The sequence below is a fragment of the Bacillus lumedeiriae genome (assembly GCF_044891285.1).
GTDB classification, from domain to species: Bacteria; Bacillota; Bacilli; order Bacillales; family Domibacillaceae; genus Pseudobacillus; species Pseudobacillus lumedeiriae.
In genome coordinates this window covers 14,395-40,513 of record NZ_JAUIYO010000015.1, presented here as the reverse complement: position 1 = coordinate 40,513, position 26,119 = coordinate 14,395, and the positions used below count along the sequence as shown (strand labels likewise).

Annotated in this window: 22 protein-coding genes, 2 pseudogenes and 1 riboswitch; of the genes and pseudogenes, 16 read left to right on the top strand and 8 right to left on the bottom strand. The window is 41.6% G+C overall.

Annotated elements, in window-relative coordinates; all coding sequences use genetic code 11:
* Complete coding sequence (gene proB, locus QYG89_RS14220; RefSeq protein WP_404318473.1) at positions 1 to 1,119, bottom strand: glutamate 5-kinase; 1,119 nt, start codon at positions 1,117 to 1,119, stop codon at positions 1 to 3.
* Between the two features lie 528 nt (positions 1,120 to 1,647).
* Positions 1,648 to 2,274: an NUDIX hydrolase gene (locus tag QYG89_RS14215; RefSeq protein WP_404318424.1), complete on the bottom strand. Its 627-nt coding sequence runs from the start codon at positions 2,272 to 2,274 to the stop codon at positions 1,648 to 1,650.
* A gap of 230 nt (positions 2,275 to 2,504) precedes the next feature.
* Here QYG89_RS14215 and QYG89_RS14210 point away from each other — a divergent pair.
* The 3 genes and pseudogenes from QYG89_RS14210 to QYG89_RS14205 form a co-directional block, all read left to right on the top strand.
* A pseudogene (locus tag QYG89_RS14210) lies at positions 2,505 to 3,563 on the top strand (PAS domain S-box protein); the annotation flags it as partial.
* A complete protein-coding gene (locus tag QYG89_RS17385; RefSeq protein ID WP_449727749.1) occupies positions 3,540 to 4,031 on the top strand; it encodes an ATP-binding protein in 492 nt (163 codons plus the stop codon). The pseudogene QYG89_RS14210 and the gene QYG89_RS17385, both read left to right, overlap by 24 nt.
* Before the next feature lie 190 nt (positions 4,032 to 4,221).
* Positions 4,222 to 5,313, top strand: a complete 1,092-nt coding sequence (locus tag QYG89_RS14205) for a branched-chain amino acid aminotransferase (protein ID WP_404318421.1) — start codon at positions 4,222 to 4,224, stop codon at positions 5,311 to 5,313.
* A gap of 28 nt (positions 5,314 to 5,341) precedes the next feature.
* Here QYG89_RS14205 and QYG89_RS14200 read toward each other — a convergent pair whose 3' ends face one another.
* Positions 5,342 to 5,683, bottom strand: a complete 342-nt coding sequence (locus QYG89_RS14200) for a DUF3243 domain-containing protein (RefSeq protein ID WP_404318419.1) — start codon at positions 5,681 to 5,683, stop codon at positions 5,342 to 5,344.
* A gap of 88 nt (positions 5,684 to 5,771) precedes the next feature.
* Complete coding sequence (locus QYG89_RS14195) at positions 5,772 to 6,266, bottom strand: L,D-transpeptidase family protein (protein ID WP_404318417.1); 495 nt, start codon at positions 6,264 to 6,266, stop codon at positions 5,772 to 5,774.
* A 126-nt stretch (positions 6,267 to 6,392) separates the two neighbouring features.
* Positions 6,393 to 6,495: riboswitch (TPP riboswitch) on the top strand.
* 73 nt (positions 6,496 to 6,568) lie between these two features.
* Here QYG89_RS14195 and thiT point away from each other — a divergent pair.
* Both thiT and QYG89_RS14185 read left to right on the top strand, forming a co-directional pair.
* Positions 6,569 to 7,138, top strand: coding sequence for an energy-coupled thiamine transporter ThiT (gene thiT / locus QYG89_RS14190; RefSeq protein ID WP_404318415.1), 570 nt, complete (start codon positions 6,569 to 6,571; stop codon positions 7,136 to 7,138).
* A gap of 137 nt (positions 7,139 to 7,275) precedes the next feature.
* Positions 7,276 to 11,061, top strand: a complete 3,786-nt coding sequence (locus tag QYG89_RS14185) for a dynamin family protein (protein ID WP_404318413.1) — start codon at positions 7,276 to 7,278, stop codon at positions 11,059 to 11,061.
* A 165-nt stretch (positions 11,062 to 11,226) separates the two neighbouring features.
* Here the strand turns inward: QYG89_RS14185 and QYG89_RS14180 are convergent, their stop codons facing one another.
* Positions 11,227 to 12,450 (bottom strand): amidohydrolase family protein, encoded by a 1,224-nt coding sequence (locus QYG89_RS14180; RefSeq protein WP_404318411.1) that lies wholly within the window; start codon positions 12,448 to 12,450, stop codon positions 11,227 to 11,229.
* Between the two features lie 7 nt (positions 12,451 to 12,457).
* Positions 12,458 to 13,555: a hypothetical protein gene (locus tag QYG89_RS14175; RefSeq protein ID WP_404318409.1), complete on the bottom strand. Its 1,098-nt coding sequence runs from the start codon at positions 13,553 to 13,555 to the stop codon at positions 12,458 to 12,460.
* A 159-nt stretch (positions 13,556 to 13,714) separates the two neighbouring features.
* Here QYG89_RS14175 and QYG89_RS14170 point away from each other — a divergent pair, with 159 nt between their 5' ends.
* The 4 genes from QYG89_RS14170 (at position 13,715) to QYG89_RS14155 (ending at position 18,107) form a co-directional block, all read left to right on the top strand.
* Positions 13,715 to 14,899 (top strand): acetyl-CoA C-acetyltransferase, encoded by a 1,185-nt coding sequence (locus tag QYG89_RS14170; protein WP_404318407.1) that lies wholly within the window; start codon positions 13,715 to 13,717, stop codon positions 14,897 to 14,899.
* A 406-nt stretch (positions 14,900 to 15,305) separates the two neighbouring features.
* Complete coding sequence (locus tag QYG89_RS14165; RefSeq protein ID WP_404318405.1) at positions 15,306 to 15,746, top strand: NUDIX domain-containing protein; 441 nt, start codon at positions 15,306 to 15,308, stop codon at positions 15,744 to 15,746.
* Between the two features lie 261 nt (positions 15,747 to 16,007).
* The gene (locus tag QYG89_RS14160) at positions 16,008 to 17,753 is read left to right on the top strand and encodes a SulP family inorganic anion transporter (RefSeq protein WP_404318403.1); all 1,746 of its coding nucleotides are present in this window, start codon (positions 16,008 to 16,010) and stop codon (positions 17,751 to 17,753) included.
* 18 nt (positions 17,754 to 17,771) lie between these two features.
* A complete protein-coding gene (locus QYG89_RS14155) occupies positions 17,772 to 18,107 on the top strand; it encodes an ArsR/SmtB family transcription factor (protein ID WP_404318401.1) in 336 nt (111 codons plus the stop codon).
* A 282-nt stretch (positions 18,108 to 18,389) separates the two neighbouring features.
* Here the strand turns inward: QYG89_RS14155 and QYG89_RS14150 are convergent, their stop codons facing one another.
* Positions 18,390 to 18,902 carry a GNAT family N-acetyltransferase gene (locus QYG89_RS14150; protein ID WP_404318471.1) on the bottom strand — a complete coding sequence of 171 codons (513 nt, stop codon included), beginning with the start codon at positions 18,900 to 18,902 and terminating at the stop codon, positions 18,390 to 18,392.
* Positions 18,903 to 19,027: 125 nt separating this feature from the next.
* Between QYG89_RS14150 and QYG89_RS14145 the strand changes: the two genes are divergently transcribed.
* From QYG89_RS14145 to QYG89_RS14130, 4 genes and pseudogenes are all read left to right on the top strand, one after another.
* Entirely contained in the window at positions 19,028 to 19,624 is a 597-nt protein-coding gene (locus QYG89_RS14145) for a class I SAM-dependent DNA methyltransferase (RefSeq protein ID WP_404318400.1), read from the top strand.
* A gap of 99 nt (positions 19,625 to 19,723) precedes the next feature.
* Positions 19,724 to 20,068, top strand: a pseudogene (locus QYG89_RS14140) (IS4 family transposase); the annotation flags it as partial.
* A gap of 46 nt (positions 20,069 to 20,114) precedes the next feature.
* Positions 20,115 to 22,685 carry a DEAD/DEAH box helicase gene (locus QYG89_RS14135; protein WP_404318398.1) on the top strand — a complete coding sequence of 857 codons (2,571 nt, stop codon included), beginning with the start codon at positions 20,115 to 20,117 and terminating at the stop codon, positions 22,683 to 22,685.
* 230 nt (positions 22,686 to 22,915) lie between these two features.
* Positions 22,916 to 23,401: a CDI toxin immunity protein gene (locus tag QYG89_RS14130; protein WP_404318396.1), complete on the top strand. Its 486-nt coding sequence runs from the start codon at positions 22,916 to 22,918 to the stop codon at positions 23,399 to 23,401.
* A gap of 117 nt (positions 23,402 to 23,518) precedes the next feature.
* On the opposite strand, the gene QYG89_RS14125 is transcribed toward QYG89_RS14130, so the two are convergent.
* On the bottom strand, positions 23,519 to 23,821 hold the full coding sequence (locus QYG89_RS14125; protein WP_404318394.1) for a hypothetical protein: 303 nt from the start codon (positions 23,819 to 23,821) through the stop codon (positions 23,519 to 23,521).
* A gap of 87 nt (positions 23,822 to 23,908) precedes the next feature.
* Here QYG89_RS14125 and mug point away from each other — a divergent pair, with 87 nt between their 5' ends.
* From mug to QYG89_RS14110, 3 genes are all read left to right on the top strand, one after another.
* A complete protein-coding gene (mug, locus tag QYG89_RS14120; RefSeq protein ID WP_404318392.1) occupies positions 23,909 to 24,421 on the top strand; it encodes a G/U mismatch-specific DNA glycosylase in 513 nt (170 codons plus the stop codon).
* Positions 24,422 to 24,446: 25 nt separating this feature from the next.
* Positions 24,447 to 24,929: a DUF456 domain-containing protein gene (locus tag QYG89_RS14115; protein WP_404318390.1), complete on the top strand. Its 483-nt coding sequence runs from the start codon at positions 24,447 to 24,449 to the stop codon at positions 24,927 to 24,929.
* Between the two features lie 128 nt (positions 24,930 to 25,057).
* On the top strand, positions 25,058 to 26,104 hold the full coding sequence (locus tag QYG89_RS14110; RefSeq protein WP_404318388.1) for a fatty acid desaturase: 1,047 nt from the start codon (positions 25,058 to 25,060) through the stop codon (positions 26,102 to 26,104).
* Positions 26,105 to 26,119 lie beyond the last annotated feature (15 nt).

Genomic DNA, 26,119 nt, shown 5'->3' with positions numbered 1-26,119 from the left:
TCATTTAATCATTATTTTTGTCGTCACCCAATTATCGCGGTGAATTACTTCCGCCCGCTCATTAATCGAGTACACTTTCGCTTCTGCACCGGCCAAGCCTTTAACTTTCTCAAGATCTGCCGAGGAATAATACACTTGTCCTTTGCCGAGCACGTCTCTTTTTTGATTTAAAACGGTTACCACATCCATCGCATGAAACAACCCTTCCACAGATAAGACGCCAACAGGAAGCAGGCTTTTTCCTCTTGAAAGAATGGCTTGTTCCGCTCCTTCATCAATCACGATGGCCCCGCTCGTCTGCGCATGGTGGGCGAGCCATTGTTTTTTCATTTGCATATGGCTCTTAAATGGAGCACCGATATACGTGCCGCTGCCTTTGCCTTCAAGAATGTCCATCAGCTTGTTTTCACCTTGGCCGCTGCCAACAAATACGGGCACCCCAAGCGACAAGGCTTTTTTCGCTGCTAATAGCTTCGATCTCATCCCGCCTGTTCCGATCGACGTGCCGCTGTCGCCGGCATACGATAAAAGCTCATCCGTTACTTCCGGAATAAAATGAAATCGTTTCGCTTCCGGGTGATCAGCAGGATTGCTGTCATAAAGCCCATCAATATCCGTAAGAATAATAAGAGCATTGGCCTGAGTAAAGCCGCTGACGAGCGCAGACAGCATGTCGTTATCCCCGTACGTCAGCTCTTCAATAGAAATTGAATCATTTTCATTGATAATTGGAATGGCTCCTGCTCTTAACAGCTCTGACATGGACGTATAGAAGTTATAAAAACGGCCGCGGCTATAGAAATCTTCTTTCGTTAAAAGCATTTGTGCGGCGACGAGCCCAAAAGGCGCCAGCAGGGAAATATATTTTTGAATGAGCAGGCTTTGTCCGACAGCCGCAGATGCTTGCTTCGCCGCCACCGTTTTCGGCCGGGATTGATAACCTAATGATCGAAAGCCGGCCGCGATCGCTCCAGATGATACGACGATCACTTCATGACCGTTTTCACGAAGCTTGGCAATGGCTGATACGTGATCATATACTTTTTCTTCAACGATATTTCCTTGTTCATCCGTTAAAGAACTGCTGCCAATTTTCACAACAACCCTGGATTTTTTCACAGTCAATCTCATCCTTTTCCTCTTTATATAGCTTTGTTAAATTCTCCTGTTGATTTCCGCTGGAGGTGCTCCAATCAACAATTAACATAGCCTTTTATATCAAACACAAAAAACAGCATGCCCCTCCTCCTAACAAAAGGACGGAGGGCATGCTGTTCCGCGGTACCACCTTTATTGGCGCATAGAAGCGCCCGCTTTGAACCCGTAACGAGGGGAACGGCTTATGTTGTCATAAGCGACGGTTAACAAGGGCAGGTTCAACAATTTCCTGCGAGGAGCCTTTCAGCCGATGGACTCCAATCTCTGACGCATTTCACTTGCTTACTAATCCCTTCATCGTTTGTGTATTCTTAATTATTCACAATTATCTATTATTCTGAAGATTTGTCAAGAGGGACAGGAGGTGCTATTCCGGCTTCTAGACTGTTGACAACCGCTCGCTTTCTTCAATGCCCGCCTGCCAGCAGTGCTCATGTCCCTTAACAATTGTTTTCAATCAGCCCAAGAATATGTAACAGTAGCTTTTGTCTACATGTCAGCTTCTTTAATGATATCCAGAAAATGTTTTAATATGCGGGCAGTCATCCCCCAAATAATCCGGTTTTCATACACATAAAAATACTCTTCTCTTTTGCGCGGCCGCCAATTGTAATCTTCTCCGCCGATAATTAAATCGAAAGGAAATCCTGCTTCAGGCTCCACTTTAAAACGGACCGAATGACAGGCTGGAACGGCTGTTAATAAATAATTCAAGGGAACCGTAAAGACTTCCGCCACTTCTGCAGGATTCGGTTTTAGCTGCTCTTCTGCAGACAATACCCCGACGAATGGAAAGATCATCGCTTCAAAAGGAGACAGCATAAAGTCCAAGGGAAACGTACGATGAATGCTTGATAAAGAAATTCCTAGTTCTTCCGACGTTTCCCGGATAGCTGTGAAGCGTTCGTCCTCATCATCCGGATCATATTTTCCTCCTGGAAAACAAACTTCTCCCGGCTGCCGGCGCATTTCATGGGAACGAACCTCAAATAAAACATGGATTTCTCCTTCTTTCTCAATAAGGGGAAGGAGAACAGCAAACTTTGTAAATTGTTCACTGCCTAAAATCACCGGTGTCCGATGTTGAAACTTTTCAAGTAATTGATTAATCCTCATGGCTGCACCTCTTTATTCACGACATGTTTTCTTTAATGATCAGTTCTGTTATAAAACATTGTTGATTTTTGACTCGTTTTCGGACGAAATGAGTCAAAAATCGTTTTATCAAGAATATCATTTAATATAGCCTAATTATAGCTTACTTGCTGAAAATTGTGAAAAAGGCAGGATACTTGCAGCTAACGAACAATTGTCAGAAAAACTCATCATTTGTTGAACGATTTTTGATGAAAAAGAAGAAGCTTTTAGACATGATAGTAAGGGGGAGTGGATTAGAAGTGGAAACCAATGAAGAAAGATTTATTAAGCTGGGCACCCTGCCTGCTATGTATGGCAATTGGTGTGATGCTTTTTTACATGCCATTTGTGACCCTGTCTACATATTCAACGGCGAAGGAAAGATCATTGCTGTGAATGAAGCATTTGAACGGGAATACGGATGGGCGTTAAATGAACTGCAAGAAACACCGCCGCCCATTGTTCCGATACACTTAAAAGGCGAGTTCGAGCGTTTGAAACAAAAGCTAATGTCTGGAGAGACAATCCAGCATTATCAAACCGTCCGTCAAAACAAAGACGGAGCTCTTCTTTATGTGAACATTTCTGCATCACCTGTACAAGATGCAGACGGACAATTCATTGCAGCTATTTTTGTCATAAAAAATATAACTAATAGTATTGAAACAGCTATTCTACTGGACCGTAAAGCAAAAGAATTAAAAGAAAACGAAAAAAAGTTTCTTTCCATAACAGAAAATATTAATGATATCTTTTGTGTATATGACTGTTTTACCAGCCAGCTCGTTTATATGAGTCCCTCATATGAAAAAGTGCTTGGACATTCGAGCGGTGAAATATATAAAAATCTGTGTATGATTATGGACATTATTCATCCGGATGACCGGACAAGATTTAAAGAGTTTATCAAAGGAGAAGAGTACGGCGAAAGTGCAGAAATTGAATACCAGGCGATCCATGAAAACGGGTCTGTCGTCTGGCTTCGCTCCCGGAAAATAATTGAACACCTCCTTACAAATAGAGTCATCTTCATTACTCAGGATATTACTAGTTTAAAGGAGAAGGAAATTCTTCTTAATAAAAAAGACAAACTCGGTGCTGTTGGCCAGCTGGCAGCTGGAATTGCTCATGAAGTGCGAAATCCGCTGACAGCGATTAAAGGGTTTACCCAATTATGGGGGCAGGAGACTCATCATCGGTACAGCGAAATTATTCTTTCAGAGCTTGATCGAATCGAATCCATTATGCAGGAATTCCTTATGCTTGCTAAGCCGAATCAAGAAACGGTTTTTGAAATAAAAGATATCAATGGAGTGTTAAAGGATTCCATCATGTTTATGCAGCCAGAAGCACTCCTTCATGGGATTGAGCTGGTTCCGGTGCTGGCAGAACCGCTGCCATTTGTCCGAATAGAAGAGAAACAGTTGAAACAGGTTATTTTGAATTTAATTAAAAATGCCATCGAAGCGATGCCGAACGGAGGAAAAGTCACGATTCACACGAAACAGGCAATGGATGGCTCTATTTGTATTGAAGTGATCGATGAGGGCATCGGTATTTCCCAAGACCGGATTCTGCGTCTTGGTGAACCGTTCTACTCCAACAAAGAAAAAGGGACAGGACTCGGATTGATGGTCAGCTTTAAAATTATTGAACACCATAATGGAAAAATCTTCTTCGAAAGCGAGCAGGGCAAAGGGACGAAAGTAGAAATTCGCCTCCCTGCTGTTCGTTGATAATACAGACGGAAGCAGCATGTTGTTGATCAAAATTCTGATTGGACAAAAAAATAAAAATATTTTACACTATTTTTGCACTAAATGATTGTGAAAAGATTCGAAAAAGTTGTAATATGGAAATGTATATAGTTTATTATCTCTTTTATCTTTTTCACCAAATTCATATACAGCAAGGAGCCAGTGCAAAATGAAAGAACATACTATCCAACTCAATCTTAGTCCTGAAAGAAAACCGAAGCCGCAATCCGCAGATCTAGGCTTTGGAAAAATCTTCACGGACCATATGTTTATTATGGATTATACCGAAGGACAAGGTTGGCATGATCCAAGAATTGTTCCTTACCAGCCGCTTTCATTAGATCCGTCTTGCATGATCTTTCATTATGGTCAAAGTGTCTTCGAAGGATTGAAAGCTTACTTGACAGAAGATAATCGAGTATTATTATTCCGTCCTGAGAGAAACTTTCAGCGCTTGAACCGTTCAAATGAACGTTTATGCATTCCTGCAGTAGATGTGGACATGGCGATCGAAGCGTTAAAACAACTTATTTCAGTTGAAAAAGAATGGATACCAAAATGGGAAGGCACATCGCTGTATATTCGCCCATTCATTATTGCAACGGAGCCGTTCCTGGGAGTGAAACCATCCAGCCGGTATCAATTTATCATCATTTTATCACCTGTAGGCCTTTACTATAAAGAAGGCATTAAACCGGTAAAAATCTTGGTGGAAAACGAATTTGTCCGTGCAGTTGCCGGGGGAACAGGGGAAGCGAAAACGGCAGGGAACTATGCCTCTAGTTTAAAAGCACAAGAAATAGCTGACCGCAAAGAATACTCTCAAGTGTTATGGCTTGATGGAGTAGAGAAAAAATACATCGAAGAAGTTGGCAGCATGAACGTCTTCTTCAAAATCAACGGTGAAGTTGTGACACCTGCGTTAAATGGCAGTATTTTAGACGGGGTGACAAGAAATTCAGTCATTCAACTGTTAAAACATTGGGGAATGACAGTAACAGAACGCCGAATTTCTATGGAAGAGCTTCGCGAGGCGCATCAGGCTGGTCAATTAGAAGAAGCCTTCGGCACAGGAACAGCCGCGATCATTTCGCCAATTGGAGAATTACTCTGGAAAGATGAAAAAATGATCATTAACGACGGGGTTACAGGCCCAGTGTCTGAAAAACTTTTCCACACGATTACAAGCATTCAAGGCGGAAAAGAACCAGATCCGTTTAATTGGACAATGGAAGTTGAACAGTGCATCGAAGTCAAATAAAAAACGACTGCCCAAGGGCAGTCGTTTTTTATTTGTGATCAACCATTTTAACAAGCATATGGGCTAAATGATGGCGTTCATCTTGCGTGCCTGCATTCCAAAGCTCTTGCAGCAGTTTTTCCTCCCGATTTTTTGGCTGGGCATGCTGGGCTAGATAGTTCCCAATCTTTTCTGCCGCGAGAGCCAGCTGCTCCTCATTTAAACCAATCTTTTCAGCGACTTCAATTCTTTGTTTGAGATACCCTTGAAACGTTTCAAAATCTTCAAGAATGCTGTCCATTCTTTCTGGATCCATCCGGGCAATCGTATTGTCCACTTTATCTATTTGCAATTCACCATCTTTATGAATCGCGTGGTTTTCTTCTGTCATCAGCCACTCCTCCTTTATGATTTTGTTATGCCCTCCTTTCGCGTTTTTAAACGTATACATGGCCTTTAGTAGACAGCTTTTCATTTCTTCACGGTCGAATATGAACAGGAGTGCCGATTGGAACAATTCTTGCCAATTCTTCCACATCGCGATTATACATGCGGACACATCCGTGAGAAACGAATTTCCCGATAGAAGATGGATTATTCGTTCCATGAATACCGTATGATTTTTTAGATAAACTCATCCACATCGTTCCAAATGGACCGCCAGGGTTGGGTGCTTTATTAATAATGACAAAATCGCCCGTCGGCGTTTGAGTCAGCATTTTTCCAACGCCGACGGGATATGTTTTTTGAACATTTCCCCGGTGAAACAACGTTAATTTGCGCTGTGAAAGCGAAATATGGATGGAATAGGGAAGAGTATCCGGTGACGGCAGCCCAGGAATACGAATTTTTTGACCGGGATAAATGAGATGAATGTTCATTCCAGGATTGGCAGCCATCAATCTAGAGAGGGAGATGCGATAATCAGCCGCAATCGACGATAATGTTTCGCCGGGTTTTACAATATGATTCATCGGATGCACCTGCTTTAACGTGATTTTTAAAAACCGATTTTGAAGATTCCGTTTATATATATGCCCATGCGCTTATCTTAGAATAATATTTCGTTTTCATGTCTCTTATGCTATATTGATAGTATATAAGTCCACTAGGGGTGTCGTTATCGGCTGAGAGAGGAGAGATCCTCAACTCTAAGAACCTGATCTGGTTCATACCAGCGTAGGAAAGTGTGATGATCGATGCAAAAAGATTCGTACAAACGAACAAGTCTATTGTATCCTTACACCCCTTTGGATGAGATAAAGGGGGATTTTTCATGGAGAGAAACAAACTAGTCACAATGATCGAAATCGCCGTCATGGCCGGGCTTTCCGTCATATTAAGTTATGTGGAATTTGGCGCACTTTGGGCTTTCGGCGGGTCCATTTCATTGGTAATGGTTCCGATTTTCATTATGGCTTTTCGCCGCGGGTGGCAGGCCGGATTTATTACAGGAATTTTAGTTGGAGTCATTAGTTTAATGACAGGCGGCTATGTCGTTCATCCTGTACAGCTCGTACTTGATTACCCGCTCGCTTATGCCGTACTTGGACTCGGCGGCCTCGCTGTTTTCCATAAAAGCATAACAGTGAGCCGAATGGTGATCGGTCTGTTGATCGGCACAACGCTGCGCCTTGTGTGCCACTTTTTGTCCGGAGTCATTTGGTTCGGGGAATATGCACCGGAAGGCACACCAGTTGCTGTCTATTCATTCTTATACAACCTATCTTATTTACTTCCAGAAATGCTGATTACGCTAGCCGTATTAGTATTCCTGAAGAAAACCTCGCCGAGCTTTTTTAAACATTCCGCTCCTGTGGGGCAAAACCGCTCCATAAGTGCCTAATTGAAAAATGAATAAATAAGAAAAAGAAGCTAAATGATTATGTTTAGCTTCTTTTTTGTTGTACATTTGCTGAAATTGCCGATTCATTCCGATACAATAAACAAAACACTTCTACTATTTACAGGAAGGCGGATTCTATGCTGGATGAAACGTTAACAAAGTGGCTCGCTAATCAGAAGCCGACCCGCTCGCTATTACTGCCCAAACTGCAGCAGCTTCACGATGTATTCATGCGTGATCACGATCAAGAACAGGCGAAAATTTGTATGGAACTCATTGATAAACTAGACAAAATGGAGTATGTAATTGCCTTTTATGGCCACTTTTCTGCTGGGAAATCAACGATGATCAATGAGCTTATGGGGGAAGAACTGCTGCCATCGAGCCCGATTCCTACGAGTGCGAATGTCGTCAAGGTGAAGGAAGGAGAACCGTATGCGAAAGTCTTATTTAAAGATCAAGGAGTAAAAACGTTTCCTTATCCGTATGACCTGAGCGACATTCAAGCTTATTGTGTCAATGGTGATCAAGTGGAGGAAGTGGAAATTTCGCATCGAACCGGCCAACTGCCGGAGGGAACGGCAGTTTTTGATACACCAGGAATTGATTCAACGGACGATGCCCATCGGGTAAGTGCGATGTCTAAGCTTCATTTAGCCGACCTAGTCTTTTATATGATGGATTATAATCACGTCCAATCACCTGTAAACTTTGAATTTAGCAAACAGCTGGCAGAAAGAGGGAAAGACTGCTGCTTTATCGTGAACCAAATTGATAAGCATGTCGCCAGTGAGCTGTCTTTTGATGAATTTTCCCAGCGTATCCGCCGCTCTTTTGATGAGCACAATCTGTCCTACAGCGGCCTTTATTTTACTTCATTAAGAGACGACAGCCATCCATCCAATCAACTGAATGAACTGAAAATGCTTTTAGCCAATAAAATCGCTGACCGTCAGCAGGAAATCGTTCACCATGTGCTCCGGGAAGCGCTCATCGCTGCCATGAATTTCTTTCAAAAACAGAGGGAAAAAGCAAATGATGAACGCAGCCGATATGAAGAGAAATTGTTCGGTATACACTCATTGCAAGAGTTAGAAGACGAGACAGAACGGCTGGAACGCCAGTTGAGCACAATCGATACAAAAGAACAGCTATTCAGCAAGCGGTTTGAAGAAGAGTTAACGGCTGTCTTTAACAATGCCAAGCTGATGGACTATTATACCCGAGTATTTGTCAGGCAGTTTTTAGCATCCCGTGAGCTTTCCTTTCAAGTCCGCGGCTTATTTTCCAGAAAGAAAACGAAAAGAGAGCAAGAAGGCCGGCTGAAGCAGCTATTTGGAGCATTGAATGAAAATAGGCTGTCCTATGTGGATATTCCTCTTAGAGAAGCCGTGCTAAAGCTGCTTGCCGAATATGATTTACTTACGGATGAGCGGCGGGAAGACATCCGCCGGCGCCAAATTGACTTTTCCCCCTCCCTGCTTATTCAGCTCCTAAAAAGCGGAGCGGTGTTGACGGATGAGTATGTACTCAATTATGCGAAAGATGTGACCCATAAATTAAAGAGTCTGTATCGTCAATCGTTCGGCGCACTCATTGACTCGCTTGACATGCAGGCCAGAACAAACAGCCAAAAGAAAAAAGCTAGTCTCCTACGGGAAAGAGAAGAAATCGCCGAGAAGATCGATGCCTGGAAACAAAGCAAACAGCTGCAAGAAAAAGAAGACAGGCTATACGAATCGTTGTTGGCTTTGCTTTCTGTCCGCGGGCAAGAAAAAGTCGAAAAAAGACCATTTCGTGCTTTCGAAAAGCGCACTTCTTCTACTGGAACGAAAAGCCGGACTTTCGTATCGATTGGGGATGCAGCAGCCAAGTGGCTGGAGAAAACAAAAGACGAGGGATTGGTGCCGGTCGATTTGGACAGGCATGTGAACGAATTGAAAAGAAAAGCAGCACTGCTGGCACAGGCAGGGCATATGGAACAGATGATTCAGGCATTAAACAAGCGGATTCAGCGTCTGGAGAAAAAGGAATATACGATTGCTTTATTTGGTGCCTTCAGTGCGGGAAAATCTTCATTTGCCAATGCTTTGTTAGGAGAACATGTGCTTCCGGTTTCACCGAACCCAACAACGGCTGCTATTAATGAAATTCGTGCTCCTGACACCCATCATCCCCATGGAACTGTCACAATTTTATTTAAAACCGACGAACAAGTGCTAAAGGACATAAATCAAGCACTTGAACTAAGCGGGAAAACCGCGTGGAGCATGAATGATCTGCACCGGCTTTTAACGGAGCATGATGAAATAATGAAGAGCATTCAGAAGCAGGGGGAAGAAAGAAAAGAAACCCATACGAAAAAAGAAGAGCTCTTTAGCCCACTGACAGCTTTGCCGCTTGAACACTTTTCGTTTTTACGTGCTTCTCTTGCTGGTTATAAAAAAATAAAAGGGCAGCTTGGACAATCAAAGAGCAGCACGATGGAGGCTTACACAGAGTTTGTCAGTGTGGAAGAAAAAGCATGCTTCGTTGAGCGTATTATTTTATATTACTCTTCGCCGCTGACAGAGCAGGGGATGGTGCTTGTCGATACGCCGGGTGCGGGGTCTATGAACGCCCGGCATACGGAAATAGCATTTACATACGTCACAAGCGCAGATTCCATCGTATTCGTGACCTACTATAATCATGCCTTTTCCCGCGCTGACCAGTTATTTTTAATGAAGCTCGGTGAGGTAAAAGACTTCATTGAAAATAATAAAATGTTCTTTATTGTCAATGCCGCTGATCTTGCCTCCACAACGGATGATTTATTTGATGTGCTTCTTCATGTAGATCAAAACTTGGTGAAATGCGGCATTCATCAAGCCCGAATTTATCCTATTTCGAGCCATCTTGCTTTATTTGCTAAAAGACAGCAGAATCAATTATTAACTCTAGAAGAGAGAAAGCGTTATGGGGCGCTTCTTCAGCTGCCGGCGGAAGCCCCGCTGCCAGCGGCCGAACAAACACTGGATTCTTCTGGATTCTCTTTGTTTGAACGGGACTTTTATCCATTTACGAAACAGGCACTCGCTGTTTCTGTTCTGCGGCAAGCGCAGGATGACATGAAGCAGGCTGTAATGGAGTTAAAGAAGAGAGTACGGCTTGCAGAAGAAAATGAAGCAGAGAAACAACGGCACCGAGAAGATCTTTCCCAACAGATGAAGGAAGCCCTCGCTTTTTTACATACTCATTCATTTACAGCAGAAAGAGAGGCTCTGCAGCAAGAACTGGAAGAATTATTGTTTTATGTGAAACAGCGTGTATTTTACCGTTACAACGATGAATATAAGATGATTTTCAGTCCCGCAGCTTTTGATTCATTCGCTGATACAATGACAGCGCTTCATCGGATGACGAATGAAATCATTCGGTTTACCGCCAAAGAATTAGCTCATGAACTGAGAACAACCGCCTTCCGTATGCAAACATTCGTCCAAACATCCGCCATGGAAGTACAGCGGTCGCTGCAAAAAGAATTGACTTCTTTTTTAGGTTCAGTCTATTTGAAAAAAACGGATATTTCTTCTTTTCCTGATTTCGTTTTTGATCCGGGTCTGCATCAACTCCATTCAGGCTTGTTTCAATCTTTATTTAAGGAATACAAAACAGCGCTGCAATTTTTCACTGAAAATGGAAATAAGATCATCCGGGATGAAATTGAAAAAGGGCTGATGACTCCTGTCCATCATTACGTAAACGAAGAAGGTAAAAAAATAGCGGATTCCTTTTTCCCTTTTTACGCTGATCTTCTTGAGCAAATCAGGAAGGATGCCGTGAAGCAAATAGAGGAACAGGTAGAGGGAAGGCTTGCTGCTTTATCCCAACAGTCATATGTCAACCAATATAAAAAGCTGCTTGCTCAGCTGCAAACATGAATGGACGCAAAAGTTAGGCCGAAACACGCACAAATTCGTGATTCATGCGCATAAAGCTCAAAAAACAGCGCACAAAATATTTCTGCTCCACTTTATTGATTTCAAAAAGCAAAGAGTGACTGAAAGCCGCCACTTTTCAGTCACTCTTCTTTATAAAAATGAACGTTAAACGAGCCGATTGATCACTTCTGTCCCTTGAAAGAATACTTTCTTTATTTGTTCTGCTTCTGTGATTTCAAGGCCGGGGATGCCGGTAGAGACGATGAAGTTCGCATCCATTCCTTTTTCTAGGCGTCCGAACTCCTTTTCTTTTCCTAAAACTTCTGCCGGGTTTGCTGTCAGTATGGCCAAGATGGCGTTTTCATCAAATTTCTTCTCTTTCATCCGCTTCATGGCAGGCTGGGCAATGAGCATGAGGACATCTGGACCCCGCAGGACATTTGTGTCAAATGGCAGCCATGAAACACCTGGATAAGACGGCAAATAAGCATCAGTCGCAATAGAGACAGCGATGTTCTTTTCAGCGAGCTTGACGATTTCTTCCGGAGAATTCGGAGGCAAATGTGTTCCGCCCAGCGGGGTAGCGACAATTTTCAGCTGCCGGCTAGCCGCCTTCTCGATTTGTTCATCCGTGATCTCATGGGCGTGATGAAGCACATCGATTCCCGCTTTAATAGCTAATTCAATTCCTTCTTCACCGGCGACATGAACGCCAATCTTTTTGTTTAATTGGTGATACGTGTCAGCTGCCCGTTGTAGTTCTTGGAAGCTATACATTAGTTCACCAGCACGCGGTACAGCTTCTGCAGTAAAGTTAGCAGGGGTGGCATTGATGAACAGATTTTCACCAGGAAACTCACTTTGTTCGGCAAGCTTTCGCAGAAGTGATGGATCAGAAAGATGTTTTTTTTCGATCGGCTGTGAACGAGTGACTGCTGAAAAGTGAAGCGGTTCAGGGAAGCCGATCGTTATGCTGGCAGCCGCAAAAGAAATATCCATTGGCAAATCAGCCACTGCTTTACGGTAATCCTCTATGGAAAAGTGATTGTTCGGGTGACCGCAAATCTGTTCTCCAAGCGCCGTAATTCCTGAAGATAAAGCGTGAAATAGAATCGTTTTTCCAGCCCATAAATGGGTCGTGTGCGACACTGGATAAAGAGAAGAAGGCGCAAACTCTAATAAATGTGTATGGCAATCCACAAGTGAAGGCGTAATAACATATTCTGAGCAATCAATGATGCTCATTGCGGCATAACGCTGCTTCAGCGTCTTCCAATCACCAATCTCTTGAATTTTTCCTTTGTTGACTACTAAGCCTCCATTTTCTATCGTTCCACGATCCGATACTGTCACTATCTTTTTCCCAAGAATAATGTAAGACTCGTTCATTCGTCCGTCACCCGATTAGATAAGGAGTTAAAAAAACTCCCAATGCCCACGCTGTGAAGAAACGAATGATTAAACCGATCACAGCTGCGATTAGCACTTCTTTTTCATTAAGGCTGGATGATTCGACCCACGTTGCTGGTACTTGCCCAAAAATGACGGACAACGGGAGACCCGAATTGGCAAGAACAAAGGAACCGACGACGAGGCGGGGATCAATTCCTTGCCCTAATTCAGCCAACTGAGCGACTGCAAGAGTAGGGGCAGCGAGAATAGACACAATCCCTGTTGTTGGTTCAATGCTCGTAAACGTAAGCATGGCGGATAACCCCGACTCCAGCGGCCCCCACACACCAGCAAATTTTAAAATACCGATAAAGAAAAAGACAACTGCAACGGCTGGAATAATAATTAAAAACAAAAGCTCTGCGCCTTCTTTGGCGGAAGAAAAGACGGTTTGAAGGAAAGGAGTTCTCGGCGTAAAACGCGGCAATTGTTTTAATTCCACTTTCCTAGTTGATCGGTAGATGGTCTTGGATAATAAAAAGGGGACAATGATAATAGGAAGAAAAATAGCTAAAATGATGAGTGGAAATGCGTGAATGCCAAAAACAGCCAACGCAATCAAGCCTAATACAAATGTTGCGAATGATTGAGGAGACTGAATCATCGTCGCAATAGCGATCTTTTGTTCATCTTTTGTGGCGTCTGCCTTGACAAGAATAGGACCAGCAATTTTTCCGGCAGCATTAATATCGCCAAGGATGTTATACACACTTGGAATAATGACAGCTGGATTGATTTTGAACCATTTCATCACAGGGACGAAAGCCCGGATTAAGCCATCTGTAAACCCAAGCCGCTCTAATAGACGGCCCATAATGACACTGGCGATGATTGCAATCCCTATTTCACTCGTTAAAAATATGTCAACGACAACTGGCTTGATTTCCGTAATGATTGTATTAAAAAAGTCTGCCAGCGAGTTTGGTTTAAACAATAGAAGAAGCATAGACGTCACGACAAGAAGAAGTCCTAAAACCTCATAGAACTGCCATTTCCCCCGTGAAATATCTGCCTTCGTCTTCGTTCCTGCTTTTTTTGACATACAAAACAGCCTCCTGCTAGTTTTATTCCATTGTATGAGTGATTTGAAAATAGGTGAGTGTCCCGGTTTTTTCGCCGGATTATAAAATGCCGATAAAAATGAGACGAGTCTCATAATATAGTACATGGAAAACAACATTTCATATGGGGGCGATGAAAAATGGATGCCGTTTATTTAATTGAAGGAGCAAGAACGCCATTTGGCACCTTCGGAGGATCTTTAAAAGAAGTATCTGATATTGAGCTGGGGGCAGCCGCCTCGAAAGAAGCGATCAAAAGAAGCGGTTTGCTGCCGGAGATTGTAGAAGAAATTGTATTTGGAAATGTCATTCATACGAATCGGGCTTCTTCTTATTTAGCACGGCACATTGGATTAAAGAGCGGAGTCTCCGAAGAAGCACCGGCATTAACCGTGAACAGACTGTGCGGGTCGGGTTTGCAGGCAATCCTTTCAGCTGCACAAACGATTCTTTTAGGAGATGCGGCTGTCGCTCTGGCCGGCGGAACAGAAAATATGAGCCAGTCACCGCACGTTTTACGAAATACACGCTTCGGTTCACCATCAGGAGCCCCGCCGATTGATGATATGCTGTGGTCGACACTAACCGATCAATACATTGGGTGCGGCATGGGAATCACTGCCGAAAATCTCGCTAAAAAATATGACATCAGCCGGGAAGAACAAGATGGATTCGCTTGGAAATCGCAGCAAAAAGCTGCAAATGCGCAGCAATCCGGCCGCTTACTTCAAGAAATCACTCCTATCATCGTGACAGACAAGAAAAAACGGGAGATCACGGTGTCACAAGACGAACATATCCGGCCGGACATTAACCTTGAAAGCCTTCGTAAGCTGAAACCTGCTTTTATCAAAGACGGAACGGTAACCCCTGGCAATGCAAGCGGAATCAATGACGGAGCCGCCGCCGTTGTTCTCGCTTCGGAATCATTTTTGTCAAGCCGTCCTGAAATAAAGCCCCTTGCGAGAATCGTTTCATGGGGAATCGCTGGAGTCGATCCAAATCTAATGGGCATCGGCCCTGTGCCGGCAGGCGAAGCCGCTCTCCAAAAAGCACGCCTTACATGGAATGATATCGATATTATTGAACTCAACGAAGCATTTGCAGCACAGGCGATCGCCGTGATGAAACAGCTCGAACTCGATCCAGACAAAGTAAATGTCAATGGCGGGGCCGTTGCGCTCGGCCACCCAGTCGGTGCAAGCGGTGCACGCATTACGTACTCACTCGCTCTTGAAATGAAACAGCGCGGTGCAAAATATGGACTTGCTTCTCTTTGCATCGGCGGGGGACAGGGAATTGCGGTCGTGCTGGAGAGAGCATAGGAAAAGGACTTATTACAATATTCCACAATAGGGTGTATTCCTGGAGCAAGAAAATTGAAGTGATCCCAAAAATTTAGACAGTTTCTTTCATTAGGCAGCTGTTGAGCATGAATCCGGTATTGTACTGAGCCTATGCCTTTTAGTTTTGCCTATTGCACTAATGGTGCATGTTAATGAAAGAGTATCTTTTATTTTCTAATTAATAATAGTAAAATAAAAATGAACTGGAAAATTGTAGCTAGGGTTCCGCTATCTAGGTAGGTCTGTGACCGAGGGCTATTTCTTTTACACTATGTAAAAGGCACCTATTGACATAAAAGGTCCGAGGGGAAAGGTTCAGCGTATTTGTTATGCGTTGAAACCTTTCTCTTCGGGCCTTTTTTATTACTTTAAGGAGGGTTATTGTATGAAAAGAATTGATGATTTAAAAGCTGGGGTCGCAGTTATTATTTTGAATGAGGAAAAACAAGTTTTGTTACAGAAAAGGTCAGATGTAGGACTATGGGGTATTCCTTCAGGGCATATAGAAATAGGAGAAACAGTTTCTGAAGCAGCTATTAGGGAGGTAAAAGAAGAAACAAATTTAGATATAATCATAAAAAAGTTGATTGGTGTGTACTCTGACCCTAATTCACAAGTATTTGAATACCCCAATGGCAAAGTAGTACATTTTATTACAACTTGTTTTCTTGCTGAGATTACTGGCGGGGAACTTAAATGTAATTCAGATGAGTCACTAGAAATTAAGTTTTTTGAACAGCATAACTTGCCTCAAGACTTATTGAAAATGCACCCTCGATGGTTATTGGATGCTTTATCCAATAGAGAGTCAGCGTTCATTCGTTAAGAAATTCCTATTAAACTAAAGGTGCATTACTTAAACAAGTCATCAAAAAATAATCATACCTTTATAAACGAATATTTTTACATTGAATACATGTAAATAATGTGAGAACCATTGATATTCCAATAGTTCTCACATCAAAGTTAAGATAATCGGAATTTCCTGACGCTAATCTCTATTGCCATTTACTCCTTCTAAACATATAATATCAATATATTCAAACATTTGAATATGCAAATTAACTTATGAAAAGAAGGGGTTACATTGAGTCAGCGGCTTCACTTTCTTAAGCATTACTCCATGCGTCACTTCCGCAAAGATGTGTCAGCGGGTGTGATCGTCGGAATCATTGCGATCCCACTTGGGATGGCTTTTGCTATTGCTTCTGGTGTCAAACCTGAGTATGGTATTTATACAACGATCATAGCAGGTATTCTCATTTCCATTTTTGGAGGGTCTAAGTATCAAATTGGCGGTCCGACAGGCGCGTTTGTTCCTGTTCTGCTTGGGATCGTGATGGCATATGGCTATGAGAATTTATTGATTGCCGGCTTTATGGCTGGAGTCTTGCTGCTTTTAATGGGGATTTTCCGATTAGGTGCATTAATAAAGTTTATTCCGCGCCCTGTCATTATCGGTTTTACTTCAGGAATTGCTGTTATTATTTTTACTGGACAAATTCCTAACTTTCTAGGACTAAGCGATATTGAAAAGCATGAACATTTTCTTTCTAATATTAGAGAAATCATCATTCATTTAAGTTCGATTAATATATATAGTGTGTTGACTGCTGCCGTTTGTTTCTTTTTCATCTTTATCACACCTAAGTTTATGCCTAAAATACCGAGTCCATTAATAGGACTTCTCGTTTCTAGTATCGCGGCTGCGTTCTTTTTCCCTGGCCAAGTAGCAACGATTGCTTCTGCTTTTGGTGAAATTCCTCATTCGCTGCCTGCTTTTCATATACCTGAATTCACGCTGGAAAAAATTCATTTGCTGCTCGGGCCGGCTTTTACGATTGCCATACTTGGAGCGATTGAATCTTTATTATCAGCAGTTGTCGCAGATGGAATGACAGGAACGAAACATAACAGCAATAAGGAACTGGTAGGGCAGGGGATTGCCAACTTGATTACACCTTTATTTGGAGGCATCGCGGCAACGGGAGCGATCGCCCGAACAGCGACGAATATTAAAAATGGAGCAGTGTCACCTGTTTCGGGGGTGATTCACGGATTGGCCGTCCTGCTCGTGCTGCTGCTTTTAGCTCCATATGCTTCTGCGATTCCTTTAGCAAGCATGGCGCCTATTTTAATGGTCGTAGCATGGAACATGAGTGAACGAAAAGCGTTTAAACGGATTTTGCTGACAAAAACGAGCGATTCACTCATTCTATTTGTGACGTTTATTCTCACCGTATTTGCCAACTTAACCATTGCCGTAGAAGTAGGATTATTATTATCTGTCGTTCTTTTCGTTAAACGGATGAGTGATTCTCTTAAAGTTAAGCAAGTCCTGCCTGATCCAGCCGATAAAAAAGTACGGGCATCGATTGTCGAGGAAGGACTGGACTGTCCGCAAATCAGCCTTTTTACGATCGAAGGACCTCTTTTCTTTGGAGCAGCTCAGCTATTTGAACAAACCATCATGGGAGCCATCCATTACCGTCCAAATGTGTTAATATTAAGAATGAGCAAAGTGCCTTATATGGATACAACGGGAGAAGCCATTTTACAAAGCATTGTGAAAGACTTCCAAAAACAGGGAGGGCTGATCTTGATTTCAGGCATACAGCCTCAGCCGCTAGATGTCATGAAGCGGACAAAATTATGGGATACGATTGGAAAAGAGCGTTTCTTTGCACACACTGGGGAAGCGATCGATTTCTCCTTAACGAAGTTAGATATAGACAAATGCAAAGGCTGTAAACAATTCGCTTTCCATGAATGTACAGAGCTTTCTGCCGGACATGAAAAAGAGAAGCAGTCTGAAAAAGGACTTTTAGCCTAAAAAGAATGGAGATAAGAAATGTATGTAGACTTGCAACAGTTTAAAGCTGAATTCTTCAAAGCACTTTCACACCCGCTGCGGATACGAATCTTAGAGCTTCTAGCCGAAGGGGATAAAAATGTAAATGAACTTCAGACAGCGATTGGATCAGAAGGTTCTGCTGTTTCCCAGCAGCTTAGCGTCCTGCGCAATAAAAACATCGTGTATGGCACGAAAGACGGAAACAAAGTCGTGTATTCATTAAGAGACCCGATGATTATTGATTTGCTGGACATTGCCCGGCAAATTTTTAATAATCATTTGATCAATACGGTGAGCATGCTCGACCAATTAAGCGATGGAAAAAAAGAGTAGCTGTCTGTCATGCGAAAAACAGACAAATAGGCATATCCCCAATATTTCGAGCTTACGACAACATAAAATAAGAGCAGTGGTGAAAATGTAACCCACTGCTCTTATTTCCTATTTCAATAAAATTTTTGTGCTCTGTTTTGATAATCTAATAAATTTAATTTCACTAACAAAAATAGAGCCCAAAAGGAGTGTACCACCTAGCTTAGCATAGCAATGCTTTATCCCTTTAACTTTTGCGTAATCAATTATACAGTACATTATTATTTTTTGAATTGGATATTTTTATTCTTCTGCAGGATTTTTAGGTCCGTTAAGTTCTAGTTGAAAAAAAGCTAAGTCAAGCCATCTATTGAATTTAAAGCCGGCCTTTTCTATTGTACCTGAATGAACAAAGCCAAAGTTTTTATGCATGGCAATGCTTTTTTCATTTGCTGCATCAATTCCAGCAATTAAGGTCATATACTCTCTTTCCTTGGCAATAGCAATTAATTCTTTCATTAAAGAAGTCCCAACCCCTTTTTTTCTGTATTCCTTATCTACATAAATAGAATGTTCAATTGAATATTTATAAGCCGGCCACGCTCTAAAAGGACCGAATGTCGCAAATCCAACCACTTGATTATCTTGTTCGCATACTAATATTGGATAACCTCCATCCATCTTTTGTTCATACCAAATTTGCCTGCTTTCAAGCGTTTGGGGTTTATATGCGTATACAGCAGTAGTATAGAGAATGGCATCATTATAGATATCTAAAATGTCGATTAAATCTTTTTGAGTTGCTTCCCTTATCATTTTTTTCTTCCTTTCATATTCCATTTGTTTTTCTCCATTTATTTTAGAACTTTTCATACAAAACGTAAAATTGAACTTTTTAACCTTTTGCTATAGATTAAAGTTATAACAAAGGGGAGTGGAATATGGAAAATAACGTTTTTGAACAGATGGCAAAAAGATATGATACAGAAGAAAGAGTTGAACTAGCTAAAGTTATAGTGAAGGAAGTAAAAACCAAATTACAAAATAGTCAATCAAAAGCTTTAATAGACTATGGGAGTGGTACGGGTCTAATTAGTTTAGAATTATCAGATTTAGTAGATTCTATTTTGTTGGTAGATTCATCAAAACAAATGTTGGAGGTTGCAAAAGCTAAAATTTCTCACAAAGGAATGACCAACTCAAAAGTACTTCATTCAGATTTTACTCAAGAAACCCCTGAACTTAAGGCAGACATCATTTTAATGTCACTAGTCCTTCTTCATATTCCGGATACTAAAAAAATTTTACAAGAATTGTTCAACACTTTAAATAATGACGGCAAGCTAATTATGATTGATTTTGACAAAAACGATAAAATAAATCATCCGAAAGTTCATAACGGTTTTTCGCATGAAGAACTGAAAAAAAGATTATCCGAAGTTGGATTTAAATCAATTGAAATGAAGACATTCTATCATGGTCATCGTATTTTTATGAGTCAAGATGCCTCAATGTTTATATCCAGTAGTATAAAGTGAGTTCTTGTTTTTATTGAGGTCCCAATGCATGCCGCTCAAGCTAATTCCCATATGTAGCCCCCATGTGCTTAAAATACACTATCCTTTTAGTAGAATAGTTTTAAAATATGGCAATGCTTTTTTACCATTCATGTATATAAAAAGGTTAAGATAGAGTACCATACCTATGGGCAGCTCATCTGCTCTTCAGTCATGTTTCGAATGCAGGAGTTACTCTGTGAAAACACAAAAAGGAGCTGAGTGAATACAAAGTGATCTATATGATACAAAACTATCTGCCGCTTCTGTATTAAGCTATTCAACAAGGTGTTCAGCAATTAACAAGCCTGCTGCTTCGCCTGTACAAGCTCTTGGAGTAAATTCTACCGGTATGAGAAGAAAACTGTTTTTGATATTCTGGGTGTTGTGTACGAGCGAAGAAGGAAGATGAAAACAGCTGCATAATCAAAAAATGCTCAAATATTAAGTACATACATAAAAGGAGCGGCCGATGAAAAAGTTTATAGTGACACACATAAAAGCCATTTCACTAACGAAGCAAAAAATTCACGACGATATCATCCATTATCTTGAAAATAAAGAAAGCATTCCAGCATTTGAGCAATATGTGAAGGACCGGGAAGAATACATTAAAAATATTTGGATCAACGTATGGCTGAACACAGCTTCCAATGAAGTCCCCGGCAAAGAAAAGCGAGCGTTTTTAAGAGATCGGGGATTTGTCACAAAGGACGCAGAGCGTAAACTGATCAATCAGGTGTTCCGTAATGAGATTAGGAATTATCAGCCATTTGAAGCGGCTGAATGGCTCAATAAGACGTATGGAAGACATTCGGAAAAATGGCAGGCTTGTTATGAAAAAGCGAGAGCCGATTATTTTGTACGTCAGGAAGCACAGCGGCTGCAACGAGAAGCGCATGCCATCAATGATAGAATAGAAACAGAAGTAGAGAAAATTGTTTCACAACATGAAATGAACTTTTACTTACGCTTCAGACATTTTATGGCCAGCCGTCTGCAAGAGGACCTGAAAACGAAAACAAGATTTTATCCAGTTGATACAGAAGCACTTGAAACACAATTAATCGAAGCAGGAGCCTTTGATCCGGCCGATTATCAGACCGCCGCAGATTTCTTTAGCGAATTAACAGGTGAGATCGAACAAGTATGGCGCTGGGAATTTGAATATGAAGTGTATGGAGCTGTCTATGAACAACTAGCTGCTGATTATCTATTAGATGTTACTTTACAGCTGATTTTTGACAATCTCTCAGAACAAATCAAGCACGATTACAAAGAAGTAAATGGTGAAGTACTCACAGCGGACACGTTGATGGATCAACTTGATCATCTCTTCTCGGACATGCAGTGGGATTTTTTAGCGGAATTTGAAAACGAAGAACTGGCCGACCTTTTGCCTATCGCCTCCTTGCCGTTTGATGAAGAAGTACATGGGGGTCTATACGAGCAGGCAAAAGCGGCACGGGAACAGAGAAAGGCACAAGAATTAGCAGAAATCGAGCGGAAAAAGGCAGAAGAAAAAAAGTTGATCGAAGGAGTGTTTGGACAGGCCTACAGCCCGCCCGTCGGCAGAAATGTCCGCTGTATTCTTCATATTGGCGAAACCAATACCGGAAAGACCCATCAGGCACTAGAAAGAATGAAACAAGCGAAAAGCGGGCTTTATCTTGCGCCGCTCCGCCTGCTGGCTCTCGAAGTATATGAAAAGTTAAATACAGAAGGAATTCCCTGCTCGCTCAAAACCGGTGAAGAAGAGAAGACGAGCCCAGGTGCCCGGCATGCGTCCTGCACAGTCGAGATGTTTCATGAAAAAGACTTTTATGAAGTGATCGTCATTGATGAAGCACAAATGATTGCCGATAAAGACCGTGGATTTTCCTGGTATAAAGCCATCACAGGCGCTCAGGCAGCTGAAATTCACATTATCGCAAGCAAAAATATGAAACCCATGCTTATTCAGCTTCTCGGTGACAGTGAATACGAATTAATTGAATACAACCGTGATCTTCCCCTTCAAGTGGAACAGACACCATTTCAACTATCCGATACGAAAAAAGGAGATGCTCTCGTTTGTTTTTCAAGAAAAGAAGTGCTTGAAACGGCTTCTCGGCTGAAGAGAAACCGTTTTTCCGTCAGCATGATTTATGGAAGTATGCCGCCGGAAACGCGAAAGAAACAAATGCAGCAGTTTATTGAGGGAAAAACCTCGGTTATTGTGGCGACAGATGCCATCGGAATGGGATTAAATCTCCCTATACGCCGCATCGTCTTTTTAAAAAATGAAAAGTTTGACGGAACGAGAAGAAGACTGCTTACTTCACAGGAAGTCAAACAAATTGCCGGACGGGCAGGGAGAAAAGGACTTTATCCCATCGGAAAGGTTGCCTTCACTTCAGATATTCAAAAAATGACTTTTTTACTTGAAAAAGAAGATCAGCCTGTAACTACGTTTGCGATCGCTCCAACATCAGCTGTGTTCGAACGTTTTCAAAGATACTCCCGCGATCTTGGCCTGTTTTTTGAGTTGTGGGAAAAGTTTGAGAGCCCGCAAGGAACGAAGAAATCTTCCCTTTCTCAAGAACGTGAACTGTACGAGTTGATTCGCGGCAGTGAAATAGAAGCCCGGCTTTCCATGCTTGATCTCTACGGATTCCTTCATTTGCCATTTTCAACGAAAGAGTTAGGAATGACAAAGCAATGGCTGGTCACCATGAAGGCTATTATTAATGGAACAGACCTCCCGGAACCGCACGTAAAGACAGGAACGCTTGAAGAACTAGAGCTTTCCTACAAAGCCATCGGACTGCACCTCTTGTTTTTATATCGGCTCGGCCGGCAGACAGAAGCTCTCTATTGGGAGCGCCTGCGGGAAACGATCAGTGAAGGGGTCCATAAACAATTGCAAGCAGAAGAGACGAGCATCAAGAAAAAATGCAAAAGATGCGGAAAAAAACTCCCTTCTAATTATCGTTACCAGATTTGCGATGCCTGTTATGCTGCCAGACGCGATAATAAATATCGTAGAAATAAAAAGTATTAACGAGGGCCATGCATTAAAACAGCCAAGCGATAGAACGCTTGGCTGTTTTTAGTTTTTGGCTCTGTTAAAGATAAATGTTGATATTTAAAACCTTATCGAAAAGTTTATATAATTAACATAAGAACAAATATTCGCGAGGTGACAAGGTTGAGCAAAGCGTTCAGTAATCTATTAAAACATATCAGCAACTTGTCACATCAGCACAGCTATTTAAAAGGGAGTATTAACTTATGGAAAGAGAAGAAAGAAAAAAGCGTTTGGAAGAATTACTAAGAGAAAGAAGAAAGAATGAAGAAAAATTAGAAACCGAACGACGAATTGCGGAGATGTTAGAACTATTCCCTGATAAAGATAAAGTGAAAATATTAGATGAAAAAGAAAGTAATAAGGTTGAAACTGAAATGACAGAATGCTTTCCGGTTGCTTGGTACGGAAGAATTGACTGGGATAGAATGAGTAACAAAATCGTTATCCCGAATGAAGATATTTCAAATATACCTTTTTTCCTATCACAACAAAGTTTGGAAAACACATTACCGGTCTATATAATTGTCGGATTATACAAATACCCTGTGGTCAAAACCTCGTTAACGACAGCTTTGGATAATATTGAAGAGATTATGAGTATGGGACCAGACCAGTACATTTACTGCCCTTTATCAAAATATGTGATTGAGTTTTTCCACGATGACATAATAACTGTAGGTTGGTTGTAAAATCGGTCGTGATAAACAGATGGTGGGAAACCTTATTGTTCAGGTTTCCCTTTCATTTCATCTAATATCAACATTAAAATTTAACATATCCTAGTTTTTAAATATGCCGTAAACCGCTTAATATCTATTTCGCTTTTCAATTTCTTCCGTAACGATAAAAGCAAGGTCATCATTTCCATACAAAGACAATACATTCAGCAGCGTATCATCAGGAATATTACCTGCTTCTTCTTTTGGAACAGTTAAATCAATGGCCTGCTGCAATGCGTGATTGGCAGATTGATGAGGGTATGCTCGTTTATACAATTCTCCTGGATCAAGAGCATGGTTCACGCACCACTGCGCAAAAATGAACACCATCATTTGTTCATCGCGTTCGTAGTTTTTGATCACTTGCTCTTCGATTTCTTTTCTCTTCATATAGAATGCTCCTTTTACGTGTTTATGCGACACTATTTCATTATAATGGGAATACAAGAATGATCACAACAGATAGGAAGTGATGATATGAAGCCCATCAAAGACCATGTAAAGGAAAACTTAGATATCTTATTCGTTGGTTTTAACCCAAGTCTCCGCTCCGGGGAAACCGGCCATCATTTTGCGAATCCGCATAACCGTTTTTGGACGATTTTACAGCGGGCAGGTTTAACAAAAAGAAAGTTCCACCCGACGGAAGATGCCCAGCTATTGGACTTAGGGTATGGATTGACGAATATCGTAGAAAGGCCAACGAAAAATGCACAGGAAATAACAAAAGAGGAATATGATAAAGGCAAGGAGACACTGAAAAAGAAAATTGCTTTTTATCAGCCGCGAATTGTCTGTTTTGTCGGCAAAGGGGTATATCAGCAATATAGCGGGCAAAAGGATGTGCCGTGGGGTCTGCAAGAAAAAGCGATCGTTCCCGGTGTCATTGATTTCGTTGCCCCTTCATCCAGCGGTCTTGTCCGCATGAAATTGGATGAAATTACGGCTATCTACCGCGAGCTGCCAGAATTAATTCATACATTGAAATAAGAAAACGAAAAGAGGTGCGGCAGCTATGATAACTGCAGCCTGGATAGGCATCACTGTTTTATTTGTCATTAGTTTTGCAGGGCTGATTTTTCCTATTATCCCTTCCATCTTATTTTTATGGGGCGGGTTTTTACTTTATCATTTCGGAATCAATCCGAATGAATTGTCGGTGATCTTTTGGATCGCCATGGGGCTGTTTACGATTTTAATTATTGTGGCCGACATATTAGCAAACAGCTATTTTGTGAAAAAGTACGGCGGCTCTAAATGGGGAGAAAGGATCGCTGCTCTCGCTGTTATCATCGGATCTTTTGTTTTCCCGCCATTCGGCATTTTGCTCGTCCCGTTTGCGGCCGTTTTCGTGATAGAGCTAATCATCCAGAAAGATATAAAGAAAGCAATGATGATCGGCTTCGCTACGTTTGTCGGTTTTTTAAGCGGCACGATTGCCAAGTTCATCATCCAGCTAATTATGGTCATTTGGTTCTTTATCGAAGCAATGATTTAAAACCACCTATTATTGCCGGCCGCCTGATATGACATTTGTCATACTTTATACATGACGAGTGCTACTGCACAAATGCTCTCTTCTTTTTTATAATAAATGTACTATTAAAAAGAGAAGGGAAGTAACAAATGAACAAAGAACATTCACAACAACTGCGCAAGCAAATGCTCCCTTACGAAAAAGCAGACATGAAATCTAGTGTGTGGCAGATGATCAATACGATAGGGCCTTTTTTTCTTACATGGTTTCTTGCTTATAAAAGCTTATCTATTTCTTATTTGCTTACGTTCGTTCTAGCTGTAGTCTCTGCAGGATTCATGGTACGGATCTTTATCATTTTCCATGATTGCTGCCATCACTCTTTCTTTAAAAGCAGAAAAGCAAATAAAATTGTTGGTACCATTGCGGGAATTTTAACTTTTTTCCCTTATCATCAATGGCAGCACAGCCATTCTGTCCATCATGCAACGAGTGGAAACCTCGATAAACGGGGCACAGGAGACATTTGGATGATGACTGTGACTGAATACATGGAAGCGTCCTTTTGGCAGCGTCTAGCTTACCGATTGTATCGGAATCCGTTTGTGATGTTTATTTTGGGTCCTATTTATGTATTCTTAATCGAGAACCGCTTTAACCGTAAAGGTGCCCGCTTAAATGAACGTCTGAATACGTATATCACGAATGCAGCCATTGTCGGAATCGCCGCTTTACTTATCTGGCTGATCGGCTGGCAGGCTTTTCTGTTAGTGGAAGGCACGATTTTTCTCATTGCGGGCTCAGCCGGTGTCTGGCTTTTTTACGTTCAGCATACGTTTGAAGATTCGTACTTTGAAGAAGATAAAAGCTGGAGTTATGTGAAAGCAGCTGTAGAGGGAAGTTCATTTTACAAGCTTCCACAGCCTCTGCAATGGCTGACAGGCAACATTGGCTTTCACCACGTGCATCATTTAAGCCCTCGAGTGCCTAACTATCAATTAGAGGCAGCTCATAATGATACACCTCCTTTACAAAATGTTCCGACGATTACACTAGCAACTAGCCTGGAATCTCTTAAATTCCGCCTATGGGATGAACAAAATGAAAAATTTGTTACGTTCCATGCGGTCAAAGAACAGACGGCTCGCAAGAAAGCGAAAAGACACTTTCGTTCTGTTCATATGAAGTCTGAATAATAAACAATAAAACCA